Source organism: Candidatus Hydrogenedentota bacterium, from assembly GCA_016791475.1.
Taxonomy (GTDB): domain Bacteria; phylum Hydrogenedentota; class Hydrogenedentia; order Hydrogenedentales; family JAEUWI01; genus JAEUWI01.
The window spans coordinates 91,736-106,818 of sequence record JAEUWI010000023.1 but is presented as its reverse complement, the minus strand read 5'-3'; the positions used below and the strand labels follow the sequence as shown (position 1 = coordinate 106,818).

The 15,083-nt window shown below is 61.3% G+C and carries 8 protein-coding genes; 4 read left to right on the top strand and 4 right to left on the bottom strand.

From position 1 onward, the window contains the following. Window positions 1–274: 274 nt before the first annotated feature. The 4 genes from JNK74_14080 (at window position 275) to JNK74_14065 (ending at window position 9,226) form a co-directional block, all read left to right on the top strand. A complete protein-coding gene (locus JNK74_14080; GenBank protein MBL7647311.1) occupies window positions 275–2,746 on the top strand; it encodes a trypsin-like peptidase domain-containing protein in 2,472 nt (823 codons plus the stop codon). Window positions 2,747–2,837: 91 nt separating this feature from the next. Then, window positions 2,838–5,033, top strand: a complete 2,196-nt coding sequence (locus JNK74_14075; protein MBL7647310.1) for a hypothetical protein — start codon at window positions 2,838–2,840, stop codon at window positions 5,031–5,033. 229 nt (window positions 5,034–5,262) lie between these two features. Continuing rightward, window positions 5,263–6,795 (top strand): alginate export family protein, encoded by a 1,533-nt coding sequence (locus tag JNK74_14070; protein MBL7647309.1) that lies wholly within the window; start codon window positions 5,263–5,265, stop codon window positions 6,793–6,795. 97 nt (window positions 6,796–6,892) lie between these two features. Continuing rightward, window positions 6,893–9,226, top strand: a complete 2,334-nt coding sequence (locus JNK74_14065; protein MBL7647308.1) for a methyl-accepting chemotaxis protein — start codon at window positions 6,893–6,895, stop codon at window positions 9,224–9,226. Window positions 9,227–9,580: 354 nt separating this feature from the next. Here the strand turns inward: JNK74_14065 and JNK74_14060 are convergent, their stop codons facing one another. From JNK74_14060 to JNK74_14045, 4 genes are all read right to left on the bottom strand, one after another. Next, the gene (locus JNK74_14060; protein ID MBL7647307.1) at window positions 9,581–10,993 is read right to left on the bottom strand and encodes a VCBS repeat-containing protein; all 1,413 of its coding nucleotides are present in this window, start codon (window positions 10,991–10,993) and stop codon (window positions 9,581–9,583) included. Between the two features lie 77 nt (window positions 10,994–11,070). Next, on the bottom strand, window positions 11,071–11,514 hold the full coding sequence (locus JNK74_14055; GenBank protein MBL7647306.1) for a hypothetical protein: 444 nt from the start codon (window positions 11,512–11,514) through the stop codon (window positions 11,071–11,073). An 86-nt stretch (window positions 11,515–11,600) separates the two neighbouring features. Further along, the gene (locus JNK74_14050; GenBank protein ID MBL7647305.1) at window positions 11,601–14,057 is read right to left on the bottom strand and encodes an alpha-mannosidase; all 2,457 of its coding nucleotides are present in this window, start codon (window positions 14,055–14,057) and stop codon (window positions 11,601–11,603) included. A gap of 106 nt (window positions 14,058–14,163) precedes the next feature. Then, window positions 14,164–15,003 (bottom strand): HAD family hydrolase, encoded by an 840-nt coding sequence (locus JNK74_14045; protein MBL7647304.1) that lies wholly within the window; start codon window positions 15,001–15,003, stop codon window positions 14,164–14,166. Between the last annotated feature and the right edge of the window lie 80 nt (window positions 15,004–15,083).

Genomic DNA, 15,083 nt, shown 5'->3' with positions numbered 1-15,083 from the left:
TTGCTACGTATTGGAATTTACTACATCAAGAGGCGTGGCCAGAAAATATCGGACGCCGTGGATGCACTCAAAATACTAGCCACCGCACAGGCTGCACCAAACTGGGGATAGCTCAGGATGAACCATAAATGTTGACACGATACAACGTTGCTTTTGGTATAGTATGAAATAGAGGGGCGACCTGCCCAGGACTCCGGTGACGGCACGATGCGGGGATTCTATGGTAAAAACAGGGCATAAATGGACCACCAACACCGTAAGGGATCAGTATAAAGTGCGAAATATGCTTAGCATGATGCGCGTGGGCCTCGGGCTCTGCGTTCTGGCTGCCACCAACTTGCCGGCCCTCGGAGACACCGTGGAACAGGACAAACCCAGCCGCACTACGATAGGGGGCACACCCTGGACGCCTAAGCCAGCGCCTCCCCAACCCAAGGTCGTCTACGGCACCGATGACCGGATCGATCTGTACGAAGAATCGAACCCGGATCGCCTCGAATGGGCGGCTTCGACCTGCGGGCTGGTCAACAATTCCTCCCTGCAGGAAAACAACAACGGCACCTACACATTGCGTACGTCCGCGTATGACGTGTGCGATGAAGAACCCTTTTCCAACCAGCCCACCGCGGCCTTCTGCACCGGGTTTATGGTGGGTGAAGACATTATCGCCACGGCGGGGCATTGCTACGACTCAAGCGATCTCAGCGGCACACGTTTCGTTTTCGGGTTTGCCATGGAAGACGCCAACACGCCCGTGTTGACTTTTTCCGAAGACGAGGTCTATCAGGGCGTCGAAATTCTGGGGCGCGCGCTGGCGGGGAATCAGGACTACGCGGTGATACGCGTTGATCGCCCCATCGTTGCGTCCGGCGCCCGCGCGTTTTCGATTCGCCGCGACGGCGAGATCGCCGTGGGCGCTCCCGTAGGTGTCATCGGGCACCCCGCGGGTCTTCCGCTCAAGCTGGCCTTTGGCGACAATACGGCGGTTCGCACCAACGACAACGCGGGCTTTTTTGTGGCGAATCTGGATACCTATGGCGGCAACTCCGGCTCTCCCGTCATTGATCCCCTCACCGGTCTGATCGAAGGCATACTCGTCCGAGGCGAGAACGACTTCGTCACAGTCGGCAATTGTTCCATGTCCAACGTCGTTTCCAACAGCGGCGGGCGCGGCGAGGACGTGAGCAAATCCACCAGTTTCATGCAGTTCGTTCCCGAGCTCCTATCCTCCGACGGCGCACTTTCCCTCGATCAGTCGCGCTACGGCTGTGCGGACGAGATCGTGATTGACCTGGGCGACGCGGACCTCGCCGCCAACCCCACGGCCACCGTGCAGCTTTCCACCACGGGCGGCGACGCGGAAATCGCGACGCTGAACGCCTCGGAAGAAGCGGGCGAGTTTTCCGGATCCATCGCGACCATGGCGGGTGGAGTCACCGTGGGCAATGGGAGTCTCGAAGTGGGGGAGGGTGATACCATCACCGTGAGCTATACCGACGCATCCCATGGGGAGTCCGCTCCCGACGTCGTGACCGTGGAAGCGGATGTCGATTGTACGGAACCGATCGTGACCGAAGTTACCGTGACCCAGATCGGGGCGCGCTACGCTACGGTTCAATTTGAAACCAGTGAAAGCGCACGGGGTACCGTGATCGTCGGAACCTCCTGCGGCGAAAACACCGTGCAGGCCTCCTTCGCCGCCGGGACTTCCCACAACGTACTTGTGCAGGGCTTGCTGCCCCTGACCGCCTATTTCGTTTCCATCGACGCATCGGACGACGCCGGGAATGATGTCGTGGCGGACAACGGCGGGACCTGTTTCACCTTCGCGACGGCGGAGAGCACGGAGTACTACACCCAGGTCTTCGCCAGCCAGAATCCGGACCTGGCAAACAGCACCGTGCGCTTCACACCCCGGGAGGACGGCGGCTACAGCCTCTGCCATGACGTAATCACAGGCTTGCCGGTGGACGACGACGGCGCCACAACGCTCGTGCTGGCGGATGACGGCTTCGCCCAGGTCAACCTTACCGGCGGGGCGCTCTTTCCCTACTTTGGCGTGGACTACGACCGCCTGTTCATCAACAACAACGGAAACGTGACGTTTCAGTCCGGCGATTCCTCCTACGAGGCCTCGGCCGGCACGCACTTCAGCGCGCCGCGCGTCTCCCCTTGTCTCATGGACCTCGTGCCCACCACCGCCGGCACGGTATGGTATCGCCAACTGGCGAATCGTTTCGTCGTCACCTGGGCGGGGCTCCGCCATTATCAATTGGGGGGCAGCAATACCATCCAGCTTGAACTCTATTTCGACGGCACCATCCGATTTTCTTATGGCACGCTGACGGGCCTGCCTTCGGTGGTCGGGCTCTCTGCGGGACAAGGAGCGCTATCGGATTTCGTCTCCACGGATCTGAGCGCGCTGGGGGCGTGCGGCGACGATACGGAGCGTTACCACAGCGCCGATACCGACCAGGACGCCACGATTTCCTTGCAGGAAACGCTTCGCGTAGTGCAGTTCTTCAACTTGAAGGCCTATCATTGCGATGACACTACGGACGATGGCTATGCCCCCGGTGCGGGCGCCGAGACCTGTACGCCCCATGATTCGGATTACAATCCGCAAGATTGGACGACCAGCATGTCCGAAGTGCTGCGGCTGGTTCAATTGTACAACTCGGCGGGTTATCGCTACGATGCTGCCGCAGGCACGGAGGACGGGTTCGTTTTGCTTTCAGCGCCCTGATCGGGAGGGACGCAAGCCCTTTGCATGGCCGGAGCATGATCGGTAGACTACCCTGAATGGGTCTCTATTGATATCATGGGAAGGAAGCACCGTGGGCAATGCGAAGGGTTTGACCGGGTTTCGGGCGGGGACGGTGCTGTTGACAGCCCTGTCCCTTTCCATCGGATGGGGGATTCGCGGCAATTTCGGACACGAATACGGCGCCATGATACCCGGCGCGCTGGCCGCCCTTGCGGTCTGCCTGCTCTCCGGGCGGGAAGACTGGCGGGCGCGGGCGCCCTACTTCGCCTGCTTTGGCGCGCTGGGCTGGGCCTTCGGCGGTTCCATGTCCTATATGCAGGTCGTGGCCTACACCCATTCGGGGCACCTCCCGAGCCAGTTTTTCGGTTTTTTCGGCCTCTTCGTTCTGGGATTCCTCTGGTCAATCATGGGCGGGGCCGGGACCGCGTTTGCCGCGGTGGCCGATCGGGCCAGGCTCTCCGCCGTGTTTCGGCCGCTGTGCTGGATCTTCGTGGCCTGGATCATCTACCAGAAGTTTTTCAAGCTCTACCTCGAAACCCTCTACCCCGCCAATTTTGACGACACGTGGTCACGTCAGGCCGCGCACACCTACTGGTTTGACTCCGACTGGATGGAAGCGGCCGCCGCCCTGCTGGGCCTGCTCTGCTTTGAATTGTGGGACAATCGAAAAAGGCATCTGACCCGGTTCAGCCCGATCTGGCGCCTGCTGGTCGTGCTGGCCGGAGCCTCGGCAGGCACCCTGGCCGGGTTGAATTGGGAGGCGACGCTGACCGATGGATCCCATCCCGCGGCCCATGGCGTAACACCCCTCCTGGTTCCCGCCTGCGCGCTTGCGGGCGCTCTCGGGTTCTATGTCTTGATTCTCTTTCGGCTCCTGCCGATCTTCCTGCTGCTGGGTACGACCTGCGGTTACGGCGCACAGTTGCTGGCGGATCACCTGGGCTGGAGCGCCCCGATCGCGCAGGCCCTGCTGCACTACCAGGTAAGCCCGGAATTTGTCGCGCGGGCGGCGGCCGAGCGGGGCATCAGCGAGGCGGCGGTCCTGGCCGACCAGATCATCAACTGGCCCAACCTGGTGCTCTTCTATCCCCAGTATATTGGCTGCTTCCTCGGCGGACTCGCGGGACTCTCGGCCTACTTCCTGCGCTTTGGTCGCTTCGGATCGGGCGCATCGCTCTTCATGCACATGGCCGTGGGGTGGTTTGCCTGTTTTCTCCTGCTCCCCGTCTTGCTCGGCCACCCGGTCTACGACGGGCCCATGATCTTCCGGATGACCCCGCCCCGGGGCGACAACTGGGCGGGCGTCCTCGGCGTGGCCATCGGTACGGGCGTATGGATGGTCCGCTACCGCTATATCGCCGTGCTCTACGCCATGCTTGTCACCGGTTTCCTCGGCGGCTTCGGATTCGCGGGCGGCGCGCTCATCAAGCTCATGCTCGTCCGGCCCGGCAACCCGCAGATGGAGTCGGCTCCGGGCGTGGTCGAGCGCTGGGCCCATTGGCAGGGCGCCAACTGGCACAGCGTCATGGAGCAGACCGACGGTTTCCTCTTTGGGATCGGCCTCGCCATTGCCATGGGCCTTCTGGCCGGGAAGTCGGGAAGAAACGACGGGCCACCCGTGCCCGGCTCGCGGTCGACGGTCCTCGCCACCGGCTTCACGCTCTTTGGCGTGGTCTACCTCAACATGTATAAGAACGTCGTGGAGTGGGTGACGCGGGGGCTTATGCCGGAGAATATGCCCGCGCCCCTCTTCGGGTCGTTCAGTCTGTCGGCGTGGGGCTGGTTCAATCTGCTCTTTGCGATCGCGGCCCTGGCGGGCGTGTATTTGATGTTCATGCACCAGCGCCGCTCCTTTCCTCTCGTACCCCAATGCGCACTGGGTCGGGGACAGTTGCTCTACATCGCCCTCCTCGCTGCCGTCGTCGCCATGAATTTTGAGCGGGCCATCTCGGGCTTCACCGACCAGCGTCTCATCACCGAGGGGGTGATTCTGGTCAACGGCGTGGTGGCCGTGCTGCTGGTACTGCTCCTGCCGGGACCAGATATGAACGCACCGGGCTGCGGACTCATCGACTACGGTCCATCCCTGATGCGCAGCGCGCGCCTGGGGCTTGCCCTGGTGCTGCTGGCCACCTTCGGCATGGCCGGTATTGTTCGCGCGGTCTACGGCAACGAATATGTGGGCCACGCCGGTAAGCAGTATCGTTTTGGGGACGACGCGGAGTGGCGGATTAAGCCTACGGAGAAGAGTCGCGCCCACAGTTGAGGGACGGGCTGTCCGGAATTGACAGGGACCGGAAATTTTGCTAGGATTTCCCCTGTTAGGTATGACTAAAAATTTAATTTGAAATGCAAAAATACGGCGGGTAAAAGTTGACAAAAATAATACTATGCGTCAAATTGCGCATTGCTGTATAGTGATACACAGGTTGATAGTTCGCAATTCAAAGCGGACTGCGGAGCAATCGGGACAATCGGGTTCGGAGGACCTAAGAATGAGCACCAGGTTTCGGGGTTTGGCATTGAGCGTCGCTGCGGCTTTCGCGGTCGCCACGGGAGCGGAGCTGCAGAATATGGAGGTGGGCGGTCAGATCATTGTACTGGGAGAGTACTACACGAACGTCGCACCCAGCGACGATGGACTTCGCATTCCCGCCTCATGGTTGAGGGGACGTCCCATCGGCACGGGGCTGGGGGAGGGCATTTTCAGCGGCTTCGCCTTTGACCGAGATGAGTTGGACAGCGCCGCGGTGTCACAGTGGACCCGATTCAGCGTCGAAGCGGACTTTACGGAGGGGGTGACCACCTACATCGAATTTGATCACGTTGGCGTATGGGGCACGACCTTTCGATCCAACTACGTCACGGGGGTCGACGCCGCCGGGGCGGACCCGGTGAAGCTCTACCAGGCCTATATCCAGACCAATGAAATGTTTGATCGTCCTCTTTCCCTGCGTCTGGGGCGCCAGGAACTTCGTCTGGGCAGCGAATGGCTCTCCGGCGGTAATGACGACGGCCCCGCGCCCTCGTGGGGCCTCTCTTTCGACGGCGCCCGGGCGACTTACGGTCTCGACGATATCACCATCGACGCCTGGGCCATGAAGCTTGCCGAAGACACCACGGGAGAGCAGGACGGCGACACAAACTTTTATGGCGTTTATGGGAGTTACACGGGGATCGAAAACCTCACCCTGGACGCCTACTGGATGTACATCCATGACGGCGGCTCATTGAATGACACCACCGGCTCCATTTTGACCGAAGGGATTGAAGACTTCTTCGGCGTGGATGCCTACGAGCCAACTCGCCTTCATACCGTGGGGCTTCGCACGAGTGCGGTCTTCGGTCGCTGGGATCTGGAAGCGGAACTCGCCTATCAGTTTGGCGACGCCAGCCAGGCCGGGTCATTGTTTCGTCCCGTGTTCTACGGCGACGACAGCGCCGACTACGATAATCTCGGGCTGAACCTCCAATTGGGCTATGCGCTGGATATCGCATGGGATCCGCGCGTCTACGTGGCCTTCGCCTGGCTCGAAGGGGAAGACAACCGCGACATCACCGCCTTCGATCGCGCGGCCTCGTTCCTCAATCCCTTTTATACCCGGGATGCCAGCGTCAGCTTCAACCGACTCTTCAGCAACTGGTCCTACAGCGGCGTGCTCGACGGCACGGACCTGACCAACGCCTACATTTTCCACACCGGCCTCAACCTGTTGCCCACCGAAAAGATCGAAGTGGCCTTCGATCTGGGTTACTACCTGGCCGATGAAACCTTTGACCAGCCGCGCCTCTTTCTTTTCCCCTTCTGGACGCGCGAGAGCGACGATGAGCTCGGCTTCGAGTTCGATATCTCCATGACCTACAACTACAGCGAAGATCTCTATTCCTCTATCGGTTGGGACCACCTCTTTGTGGGCGAAGGCCTCGAAGACGGCAATTTTATCGGCGGAAACGGACTCGATTTCGTCGGTGGCAGTGATGGCGACGACGTGGACTATCTTTACTTCGAGACCGGTATATTCTTCTAGCAGTGGCCACATCAGGTGGTGGGTGATCAGGGCAGCGAACCGCACGGCGGGTGAGGCGCCGCTTTGCAGGGTTCCAACAGGAAGGTAGCACCAGTTCATGAATACACATGGATTCTTTGGAAGCATTCGCGCAAAAATTATCGGCGCATTCGTTGCAATGGCGGTATTTGTGTTGGCCTGTGGCTGTGCCGGTCTCTGGGGAGCCCGCAGCCTCAAGGAAGTGCTCGACTTCTTATCCGGGCCCGCCTGGTCCACGGCCGACGGGGCGATGGAGGGGACCATCGGACTCGAACTGCAAATGCTTGCGATGCGCAACATCATGGCGGGCGTCGACCTTGAAACGAATGAGAGGCGCTTGAAGGAGGGGCAAGAGTTGGCTGCGACGGCCTACGGGCGGGCCATCGACGCAAAGCTGCTGGATCAATCCCTGAATGAGAAGTTTCAGGCGGCACTGAAGGACTACGGCGCCCGGCTCGAGGCGCTCCGCGAGGCCAACGCGGCTTTCGTGCTGGCCCAGGACGCCTTCGACGGACACACGGCAGCCTTTGTGGAGTTTCTGGTCCACATGGAGGAACTGGGCGACGGCGCCGTGGAGTCGCTGACCGCGAACCCCGATGAATCCACGACGTGGAACTCCGGGCTTTCCACGAAGTGGGCGGCGGCGGACGGCGGCATGGAGTCCACGATCGGTTATTACCAGCAGTTGTACTTCCTGGAGCAGTTGCGCGCGGGCGGGGACCCGGCGCGGTGTCAGGATGGTCTCACCCGAGGCCGTGAATTCCAGGCCGGGGCCGCGGCGGAAATGCTCGAAACCGGGTTGTTCGACGTGCCCGCGGACGGCGCGGGTTTTGCCGGGAAGACCATGGCCGAGGCGTACAACGAGTTTTTCGCGAAGCATACCGAGCTCCTGGAAGCCTATGTAACCCACTACCTCGAATTGGCGAAAGTGGACGGGGAATACAAGGCCGCCGCGACGGAGGTGCTGGGCATCGCGGAGGAATTCGAAGAAGCCGGCGATCAGGCCGTGGAAGGCCAGGAACAGGTCATTGTGGGAACGGAATCGCGGGTCTATTTCGTGATTTGCGTCATCATGCTGATCAGCCTGCTGCTGGCCGCCGTGGCGGCCTGGGCCGTATCCCACCTGGTGAGTCGCCCCATCGCCCTGGTGGTGGAGCGCCTCCGCGATATCGCCGAGGGCGAGGGAGACCTGACCCGCCGAATCGCCATGAACCGTAATGACGAAATAGGCGAGCTCGGCCACTGGTTTGACACCTTCCTCGGGAAGTTGCAGGGTATCATCCGCCAGGTGTCGGAAAGCACCAACGATCTCTCCCGTTCGTCGAGCGCGCTGGCGGCCACGTCCGAGGAGATGTCCACCGGGGCCCTGCGCATGAGCGAGCAGTCCGAGAGCGCGGCGTCAATCAGCGAGTCGACGGCGGCCCGTATCCAGAGCGTGGCCGCGAGCACGGAAGAAGTGAGCAGCAACAGCAACGTCGTGGCGTCGGCGGCGGAACAGGTGTCCTCGAATCTGACCACGGTGAGCGCGGCGGTGGAGGAGGTATCGGCGAGCATGGAAAGCATCGCGGGATCGATGGGCGAAATGTCGGGCTCCGTGGGTTCGGTGGCGGCCGCCGTGGAAGAAATGTCGTCGTCCCTGGCGGAGGTTTCCCACAGCACGGGCGCCGCGGCGCGAACGGCGGGCGAGGCGACCGAGCAGGCGAACGCCGCCGCCAAGACGGTGCACCGTCTGGGCGAAGCGGCCAACCAGATTGACAAGGTCGTGGACCTCATCAAGGGCATCGCGGCCCAGACCAATCTGCTGGCGCTTAACGCGACCATCGAAGCGGCATCCGCGGGCGAGGCGGGCAAGGGCTTCGCCGTGGTGGCCAACGAGGTGAAGGAACTGGCCAAGCAGACTTCGGCGGCGACGGAAGAAATCCGCGTGAAGATTGAAGAAATGCAGTCCAATACCGGCCAGGCGGTCACCGCGATCAATGGGATTGTGGCGACCATCACCGATCTGAATCACGCCTTCGGCACGACGGCGCGCATGGTGGAAGAGCAGAACAGCACCATCAACGAGATCGCGCGCAATATCGGCCGTGCCGCCTCCGGCGCGGACGAGGTTACCCGCACGGTTCAGCAGGCGGCCATGGGCTCTTCGGAAGTCGCCCGAAATGTTCAAGAAGCCACGGCGGGCGTCAATGAAATCGCGCGCAACGTCTCCGAGCTTGCTCAGGGCGCGAACAGTATCGCGGAGAACATCGGCGAAGCTTCGCGCGGAATGAGCGACGTGGCGGATATCGTGGTGGTGGTGAACGGCGCCGCTGCGGATACCCGGCATGGCGCCGACGAAGTAAAGCGTTCCGCCTCCGAGTTGTCGGAGCTCTCCGGGCGCTTGAAGCAGCTCATGGGTCAATTCAGCGTGTGACAGGGACGGACACGAATGGCACCAACTTCTGCGTCCGCAAAGGGTACCACGGGTGCCACGCATACACGGAGGAGCTTGCGACGGAGTTTATGGGTGCGATGGTTTAAGCATGCCTGGCCCCACAAAGGCGTCTCATTGGGGTGGTGAAAAAACGAGATCAGCCTCTCGCGCCTGAAGTCACGACACCCGCAAGCTGTTGGCCGCTTGAAGCGGCCCGCGTGTGGGTGGCGCCCGTAGTCTCCATTTGGGGTCTCGATTTCCCTGAGTTCGCGCCATTCGGGACTTACGTACAGGTGCCTGCAGTCTCTGAAGTGCCTGCAATCAGCGACGCAACCCGTCGTGACGTTCGCGCGCTCAGTCGAAGAGCACCACTTCCACGCGATGCTTGTTCTCGCCACCGGGATGGAAGATGACGAGGTCCATGCGCTCTTCGCTGCGCAGTGCGGCGGGTCGCGCCTGACCGAAACTGGGCACATTCACCACGAGGGAGGGCGTGGAACCGACCATCGACTTACCGTCGCCGAAGTAAACCGCCAGGTCGTCCGCCGTTCGGCTGAAGGCCATGTCCAGGTGCTTGTCGCCATTAAAGTCCCCCATGGCGTAGGCCGTCTGTTCCCGGCCCTCCGGCGCGTCCATCGTCAGGGATGTCTTGAAGGCGGGGGCATCGCCAAAACCGCCGTCGGCGTAAGGGTAGATATCCACATCGGCGGAGATCTTTCCGCGGGCAAAGAAGTTGACAATGTTCTTTACGCCGAAAGGGACATTGATGATTATGATGTCCATGTTGCCGTCGCCGTTCACGTCCTTCACCGCGGGACTGACCAGGGATCCCTTGGCGACGAAGGTGGCCGTGGGCTTTTCCGGGTACTGGTAGGGCGCACTGGCCAGATAGACCTGGGTCTGGGCCTCCAGCTTGGCCGTGCCCCGCGTCTGAGTGACCACCAGGTCAGGGAAGCCGTCGCCGTTCAAATCGTCCATTCGCGAGCTCGCCTCCCACTTCTCCTCCAGGTTTACCGGAATTTTGAAACGCCAGTTTTCCTTCCAGCCCTCGCCGTGGGCAAAGTCCGCAAACTCGTCACTGAGCATCGCCAGACCCTTGGTCGAGCTGTCCGGAATGTCGTAGGGAAGCATGGCGGGAAATCGATTGTATACATACATGCTGCTGCCCCGCCGCAGTTCGCTGTACATGTCGCAGGCGACCTGCGCGACCAGTTCCGCGCCGTGGCGCAGTTCGTAGCCTTCGGGCACGGGGACGAGCCACTCCTCGATGCCGTCGCCGTTCATATCGGCCGCGCCATCGGCGAGGAAGACCGGGTTCTTTGACCCGGTGGGGTAGAGGGAGAAGAACTCGGGTGCCGAAGTCTCCGAGAAGGAGCCGCCCGCATAAGAGAATACATCGGCTCCGCGCGCATGGGCCGCGACAAGCTCCCTCGGGGCCGCGCCATCGTTTTCGGCAAAAAAGAGCGCGCCGATCCGGGAATCCAGGGGCAGTACCTGCGACGGCTTGTCCGGGTACTGGCCACCGGCGGTGGCGATGAAGACCGCCAGTTCCTTCTTCAGCGGGTGACTCGTTTCGTCGCAGGCGAGCAGGATTAGATCCTTGACGCCATCGGCATTGAGGTCTTCCGTGGCCACATCCCAAACTGGGAGTCCGTTCGCGAGCGCATAGGTCGTGGGGGCGGCGGTTGCATTTCCGCAGGCAAAAAATGCGATTGCCGTGGCGATTGCCAGGGCCAACACGAGGCGAGTTGAAAAGCCAGACTGCAAGACAGGTCTCCACGGTCGCCGGATGGCGGCCTTTGCCGGGGTTTGTTCCCACTATGTACGGAGACAGGGACGAAACGTTACAGGAGCTTATTCATTTTCTGGCGGAGGGCCTCGCTCTTTTGCAGGGCGGCCTCCAGCTCTTCAATGTGCGCCTCGTCCTTCGCCTTGCGCGCGAGATTCAGGGCTTCCACCAGCATTTCCGTCATGTTTTTCATCTGGGCGGCGATAATGTCCGCCATCTGCTCTTTCGTGGGCACCCGCGAATGGAGAATGGCCCGGGGTCCCATGTTGATGCCCGCCTCGCCGAAGGTGGCCTGATCAATTTCTTCGCCCTCTTCGGGGCCGTCAACCACTTTAACGAGCGCGTGGGGGCGCAGAAAATCGAGGAGCTCCTGCCGTTCCAGCTTGCCGCATTCCGGCTCGCGGCGGCAGAATTCGAGCAGCGTGTCGACCGGTACCAGGGGATTCGGGGCCTGCCGGAGATAGTTCAGGCACTTTTCTTCGATGATTTCAAGGTTCATTCCCATTCTCCTCGGAAAGGGCACGATATTTTCTCGTCTGGATTCCATGGGGAACTCCTGGGGAAGGCGATAGTGGTCTGGGGCTGCTAGTGCGCTTCCTCCAGCAGATCCACCGGAATCAATGTCCACGTTTCGGTATTCAGGGCAAAGCTCTTAATCTCATAGGGCGCAAACACCACCCCCATCTCCTGCTCCATCAGGGGCAGGCTCAGGGTGGCGCTCGTTTCCACACCCGCGGTCTCGTAGCCGCGGAGGATCATGCCCGTGCCGTCTTCATGCTGTTTGAACACGGACAGGACCACGTTCGGGGCGTCGATCTCCAGCATGCTGCCCGCGCGCGGGCGCTTGCCCACGTGGGCCGATTCGACGTGGGGAATGCACGGCGCATTGTGGGCCCAGGCCTGCCGGGGCACGCGGGCCCCGCGCCAGCCACCGGCATGGGGCAGAATCTGCACGTGGAAACTGTGCCAACCTTGATCCATGATGGGTTGGCGCGAATCCGAAGAGTAACGAACCGGATCGTGGTGCGCATAAGCCGGACTGCGGAGCAGGGTCATGCGCATCACGTTTTCTTTCACGTCAAAGCCGTACTGCCCGTCGTTCAGGATAGCCAGACCATAAGGCGTGCCGCCCGCGTCGCCGCTCAGGTCGAACCACTGCTGGCCCGATTCTTCATAGCCCGTGGCTTCCCGCACCTGATGGGCATAGGCCGTCTCGAAAGTGGCTTCACCCCGCGCGATTCGGGTCTCGAAGCACAATTTCAGGGCGTGGTAAGCCTCTTGCCAGTTCACGCGCAGGCGAACATCGATGCGGGGGCAGTCGCGGTACAGGGTCAGTTCCTGAATCGCCTGGGATTTGCCAAAGCTGGTGGTCACTTCGATCGTCGCCAGCACATCGCCCAGCTCCACCAGCCGGAGGCGTGCCCGGCCAAACCGGCCCGCCTCGATGTTGAACTCCTTCAGCGAGTGACCCCAGGTGTCCGAGGTATCCACCATGGCCGCCAGGGTCAGGCCGCTCTGGAGCACTTCGGCGCGATTGATCTTGTCATAGAGACGTGTGATATGGCCGTCGCCCGGATCCAGTTCGATGCGCCACCAGTGGTTCTCCAGCGTGCAACGATCGGCGGTCAGCGGATTGTGCGACCGGGTGTTGGAGAGGCCCGAGCGCGCGTGGAAGCTGCGATAGCCCAGGGCCGGTATCTCCGCTACAAAGGCGTAGCGATCGCCGGCGAAGGGCATCTTGCTCAAGATCTCGCCCTTCACTTCCTGCACGGGCACCGCAACCTCGTTCTCGTCCACCAGATGGAGGGGCTCCTCCAGTTCGCGGCGGATGATACCCGAAGCCAGCAGAGGCTGGGTCACCGGCCAGGGCAGGGGATTGAAGACGACAATCGTGTTCCCCTCGGGCGTCGTGTCGATGTCCCGGGCGATGGTCTGGATCGCTTCGTTGATGATGGTCTTGGCCGCATGGCGCGCCGCGCCCATCTGATCCCGGGTGTCCTCATAGGAGGACTCCAGGCTCGTGCCCGCGAGGATGTCGTGAAAGTGATTATAGAGGAGATTGCGCCACGCCTCCGAAAGCGTTTCCCCCGGATAGGCGGTCGCCCGGAGGAGCCAGGCCATGCTTGCGAGGCGCTCCGCGTTGAGCAGCGCATGCTCCGTTGCGCGGTTCCACTTCTTCACCCCGGCGTGAACGCTGTAGCAGCCCCGGGCATGGCATTGAAGTTCGTTGCGATCCACATAAAAGGTCTCCGGGTCGAGATCCTTCTGAATCGCGTCGAAATAATTCTCCAGTGTGGAGAAAAGGGGTTTCAACGGGCCGTTTTCCGCCTGGAGCGCTTCAATCTCGGCGATGGCCGCCTTCGTCGGGCCGCCGCCGTGGTTGCCCACGCCGTAGAAGCCGAGAATTTGCGTCTGGCCCGGATTCAACTGGGGATTCCCGGGCACCGATTCCATGCGTTCCCGGGTGCTGTACCAGCAATTGTAATCCGGCCCCAGGTTGCTCGTCAGCACGCGGCTGCCGTCGGGCGCTTCCCACCAGAAGGTCGTGCCGCCTGGATAATCCCGCTCGACTACCGCCATGGGCCGCATGAACATGTAGTAGTTCAGTCCCAGCCCCCGCAGGATCTGGGGCAGGTTGCCGGGGTGGCCAAAGGTGTCGGGGTTGAAGCCGATAACGGCCCGCTTACCGAATTCCTTCAGATAAAAGCGCTGGCCGTGGAGGCCATGGCGAACCAGGGATTCTCCCGAGGGAATATTGCAGTCCGGCTCGATCCACATCCCGCCCGCAATTTCCCAGCGGCCTTCTTCCACGCGGCCCCGGATCTCCTCGAACATGTCCGGGTCGGCCGCCTTCACCCACGCATAGAAGCAGGGGCTGCTCGCCGTGAAGCGAAACTCCGGCGTCTCATTCATACGATCCAGGGCACTGCGAAAGGTCGCGCGGACTTCCTCGTAGCCTTCGGTCCAGCGCCACAGCCAGGTGGGGTCGATATGGCCGTGGCCGATCATGTGGAGGGTGAGTGGCGTGGCGTTGGCGCTCAAGAGGAACGATCTCCGGGGATGCGAATGGACAATGGACAATGGACAGCGATGACAAGATCAGATCGGTCAGATCGGTCGGATCAGTCAGATTCTTCAGCCTGAAGCCTCACGACTGGGGGAACAAATACTCCGCCAACGCCTTCGCCTCCGTGAAGTCCGGCACGATTATGTCCGCGCCGGCCTTGATCAGGCGCGTGCGTTTTTCTTCGTCGAGGCCGAAGCCTTTTTTCTCGTCCGAGGCTATACCCAGCGCTATGCCGCCCACGGCCTTCACGTTGCGCAGTTCCACGGGGCCGTCGCCGACGGCTAGCACTTCGGGGCCACTGAGGTTGTGCTGCTTCACAAGATCGTTGATGATCTGTTCCTTCGAGTATTCCGCGAAGGTACGAAGGGCGCCCCAGATTTCGATGAAATACGGCGCCACACCGAGCTTGTCGGCTTCGTTTCGCACGTCGTCGCGATCGGTGCCGCTGAAGACGTACAGCTCCAGGCCCTCGCGCTGGGAGATAATGTCAAGGAAATCCACCGAGCCGGCGACAATCGCCTTTTCGCGGGGGAGTTCGCCCGAGGCCAGGCGGGCCAGACGTTCGCGCACGGGAACCATAAGGCGGTCCAGGTAGACCTTCTTGTAATCCTGAGCGTCGAGCACTTCGGCTTCGGGCACAAAGCCATATTCCCGAACCATCTCCACGAGCCGCTCCATCTGGAGGATGGTCTGGATGCCCGTAGTTTCGTCGATCATATCGCGGACCGCGGCTTCAATTTCCGGAGTGGGGGTGGTGGACCCGCAGATCATTTCCACGCACACGGGGTGCATGATGTCCTGCCAGCCCTCGCGCAGAATGCTGATGGTGCCGTCAAAATCGAAAAGGCCGTACTTGATCTTGCCCCGCTCGATTTCATTGATGATCTCGATCTGGGTGCCGGGCAGATAATTCCTGCTCATACTGCTTCACTCCTGGTGGACTGAGTTTGAGGGTGTCGTCTGGATGCCGTCGCGTTAGCCGCAACACAAACATCAAAAAT